4 protein-coding genes are annotated in these 3,547 nt (G+C 45.4%); all 4 read right to left on the bottom strand.

Features of this window, described 5'->3' with window-relative positions:
* Positions 1-91: 91 nt before the first annotated feature.
* Positions 92-265 (bottom strand): hypothetical protein, encoded by a 174-nt coding sequence (locus G8O23_RS17090; protein WP_166367123.1) that lies wholly within the window; start codon positions 263-265, stop codon positions 92-94.
* A gap of 211 nt (positions 266-476) precedes the next feature.
* Entirely contained in the window at positions 477-914 is a 438-nt protein-coding gene (locus tag G8O23_RS17085; RefSeq protein ID WP_166367121.1) for a nuclear transport factor 2 family protein, read from the bottom strand.
* A gap of 6 nt (positions 915-920) precedes the next feature.
* Entirely contained in the window at positions 921-2,423 is a 1,503-nt protein-coding gene (nrfA, locus tag G8O23_RS17080; RefSeq protein WP_166367119.1) for an ammonia-forming cytochrome c nitrite reductase, read from the bottom strand.
* Between the two features lie 132 nt (positions 2,424-2,555).
* Positions 2,556-3,137: a cytochrome c nitrite reductase small subunit gene (gene nrfH, locus G8O23_RS17075; RefSeq protein ID WP_166367117.1), complete on the bottom strand. Its 582-nt coding sequence runs from the start codon at positions 3,135-3,137 to the stop codon at positions 2,556-2,558.
* Between the last annotated feature and the right edge of the window lie 410 nt (positions 3,138-3,547).

The following is a 3,547-nucleotide window of genomic DNA, read 5'->3' as shown; positions in this document are numbered from 1 at the left end:
TCGCCTGAAGAGTCCCATAATTTTAAAGTTTTTTGTCGAACTCAAAAATAGGGGATTCTGAGGGCATTTTTAAATTTCGTACTTTCGGATGCTAGTGAAAATCGGGGTGAAAACCCGAACGAGTTAGGTTTAAATCTCCGTGGTTATGAATCCCCTCAACATACGCCGCGTTGATTACGCTTTTAATACTCTCCTGTTCCGTAGCCTGTCCAAAAGAAAGGTTAGTTGCTAAGGCTAAGGCTAAAAATAATCCAATCATTCTCATAATATAAGTTTTAAAGTTTGCCTAACAACTACTAATTGCATTCCACAACTCGCAGCAAACTATTTTTCAGAACAATACAGCATTCTCATGATTATCTTTAGCAACAAAATTATGTTCGCTAATGCACAATACCTGTTCGTATGCGTACTAGTAGAAAATGATGAAGCCCAGCAAAAGCCGGGCTTCATCATATAACGAATTAAACATTTTCTTAGTGTCGGTGGTACACCTTAGCAATTATCTTCCAGTCGTCACCAAACTTATATAGGTACATGTAATCGGTGAAAATGGTTTCGCCATTCCTTAGCAGCTCAAACTTTACAGAGGCAACTCCACCTGTGATGTCAACATCAATATACTTAACATCTGTCCTGTCGCGCTTCTGGTCGGGGTTATTGGCCCGGTTGGTTTCTATGCGCTCAACCCACTCGCCAATGGAAAAGCGGGTAAGCTCGTCATTGGTATTTGATAGCATTTCGAAACCTGGGTGAAAGCCAGCCTTTATATCATCGATGCTACCATTGTTATGAATCCCTTCGATGTAGGCTTTGTTTATTACGCTTTTTACAGCCACCACCTCGGGGTGCTCTGGCTTGGCGCAGCTGAACAGAATAAGGGATGTAACAACTAATGCAAAAAGGTATCTCATAGCTTGCTAAATATTTTTGGTTGGGTACTGAGCCTCACGCTCCTGCGCCTCCTTTAGCCACTGTGGAACGGCCGTTTCGAGGAAAACCTTTTTCTTGGCATTTAGGGTTTTCATGTCGAGACCAATAAACTCCTGAGCCTTGGCCTTGGTTGAGATATCGGGCATAGGAATTGGGTCGGCATAGCCCATGCCGGCCATTACCCTAGTAATTTCGATACGAGCTTCCTGGGCCATCTCGAGGCCTAAACCAATAACACGAGCGCTCTCGAATGGGGCATGGAACGAAGCACCATGGCTAGCAGCAACGTAATCCCAACGCCACTGTGCACCACGAATAAGCTTCAACGCCCTCATCATTTGGCTCTCCTTTGCACCATTGTCCCAAGCATACTTGGCCTCGATATGCGCCTTGGCAAGCGTCTCCTCAAGCAAGGTGCGAGTTTGGTGCAAAGCATCCTGCCTTTGATAAACATTCTGTACCATCTTGGCTGCATCCTCCCTATGGCAAACGCCACAGGTATTGGCCACATCGTTAAGCGGGCTTTGGATATGGTGGTTCGTGAACTTCACTCCTCCTTGGCTCTTATATGGCATATGGCAATCGGCGCATGATACACCACGATCGTAGTGTACGCCAAAGCGGAATATTTCATAATCGGGGTGCTGTGCCTTAATCATTGGGGCACGGCTTAGCTTATGGGTCCAGTCGGAGAAGTTAATCTCATCGTAGTATGCCTCCATATCCTCCATGCTAAAGCCTTTGTCCCAGGGGAATGTTAGGTACTTGCCCTCGCCCTTGAAGTAGTACTCCACATGGCACTGAGCGCATACCAGTGAGCGCATTTCCTGATGGGTTGCTTTTGCCACATCCTTGCCCTGACGCTGAAAAGCCTCGATAAGGCCTGGTCGAGTAATTTGCAGCTGCATTGTTTTGGCATCATGACAGTCGGCACAGCCAATGGGGTTAACCACCTCGGGACCAAGCTCCGATACGGTTGATGCGTAAAACTCTGCAATACCCATCTCCTTCATCAGCCTGGGCACATCGGGGCTTTTGCATGTCCAGCATGTGCCGGGTTGCATATTCTCCTCGGGCTTAAGTGGCGAACCTATGCGTAGGGTTTGACGCACATCGTCAACCGCATGCATATGGCCCCTCCCCTGCCTATAGTCCATAGAGAAAGCGTAGCCCGCCCAAAGCAATACCAGCTCCGGATACTCGGCCAGCATATCAATTTTCCTCGCACCGTAATACTTGCTCTCAAAGGTTGTATCGGCTGTTTGCAGGTAGGTCTCGTACTGGCGCGGGAAGTTCATACCCCAAACCTCGAGCCTTGGCTCCCACTGCTCATGCTCAACCTGTGGGGTGTATGCGAACACAGCCTCGGCACGACGCTCAACTATTGTTGAAGCGAGCAAGCCCAGTAGGAATACGATTACCATGGTTCCAAAAAAGAGTACCCAGCCTACCCAGGGTTTCTCCTTAATAATTTCGCCTATTGGTTTCATCTTTCAGTTTTTTGGTTTTCAAAAGGTAATGATATAACACCCATGGATTGGTTTTAAATATTTGATATTAACATCATCTTGGGTGTTTCATCGGTTTATGTTTTAAGATTGGATTTGCTGTGGTATAAATTGCTAGTTATCCATTAACTTTTTAAGCCAGCTGGGCACAGGGCTCTCCAATAGAGGCACCAAAGCATATGGTGTTGATGCCAATCCCTTTACCCTGCCGTGAGGCACCTCGCGATGACAATCCCAGCACTGCCGATCCTTACGTAAATCGTTGTGAGCAAACTCAGGTCGCATCATCTTGGTATCAGTTATAACATTGGAGTGACAACGAATGCAGTTATTCTGCACTGCCTTGGCGCCAGCCTCCTTAATTTGGATAACCTGAGGCTCAGCCCTAAGAGTAAACATGGTGGCGTGGCGCAACCCATCCATAGCTTTAAAGTAGTAATGATTTACCATGTTGTTATGAGGCACATGGCAGTCGTTGCAGTTGGTGTACTCCCTATGCGCACTGTGCGCCCAGGTAGAATATTCGGGTGCCATTATATGGCAATTAATACAAGTTTCGGGGCTATCGGAAAGGTATGATGGTGCTTTGGATAGATGAAAAGTGAAAGCACCAAGGCCAAAGAATACCCCAAGGAGTACAATAACTGGAAATTTCCACTTGTCGGGGGGAGTTAGGATACGAATTAACTTGTTCATAACCAAACTTAGTTAGGTAATTAGTTATGTTACGCAAGATAGCTTTTAACATCTTCCCTAACAATAATAAATATGCAAATAGTACGCAAATTGGATCAATTTAGAATGTTTCTATCAAGAAACGCATTGGTGTATGGCAACAAAGTAAAGCCACACAAAAACCTCCTTCGCATAATTGTCTATAGATTGTAAATGAAAGACGAGGAAAACCATTTTGATTTAAATCTTTTGATATCACATCTAAGTGTCCAATCTACAATTCGAAATTCACACTTGAAAACCAACGAGTATATACTATTAATCACTACTGACCGACTAATAAATATAGATTTCTCGCTTCGCTCGAAATGACAGTACTTTCAAGAGGTCTAAGGGGCGAGGGGGTGAAGGCGGCGTAGCCGCCTTCACCC

It is taken from the genome of Perlabentimonas gracilis (assembly GCF_011174675.1).
Classification (GTDB): domain Bacteria; phylum Bacteroidota; class Bacteroidia; order Bacteroidales; family Tenuifilaceae; genus Perlabentimonas; species Perlabentimonas gracilis.
This window is presented reverse-complemented; position numbering and strand designations above follow the sequence as displayed.

Bases quoted from the DNA above. Each gene is read 5' to 3' on its own strand.
- G8O23_RS17090 (WP_166367123.1), bottom strand. From the start codon at position 265: ATGAGAATGATTGGATTATTTTTAGCCTTAGCCTTAGCAACTAACCTT.
- nrfH (WP_166367117.1), bottom strand. From the start codon at position 3,137: ATGAACAAGTTAATTCGTATCCTAACTCCCCCCGACAAGTGGAAATTT.
- nrfA (WP_166367119.1), bottom strand. From the start codon at position 2,423: ATGAAACCAATAGGCGAAATTATTAAGGAGAAACCCTGGGTAGGCTGG.
- G8O23_RS17085 (WP_166367121.1), bottom strand. From the start codon at position 914: ATGAGATACCTTTTTGCATTAGTTGTTACATCCCTTATTCTGTTCAGC.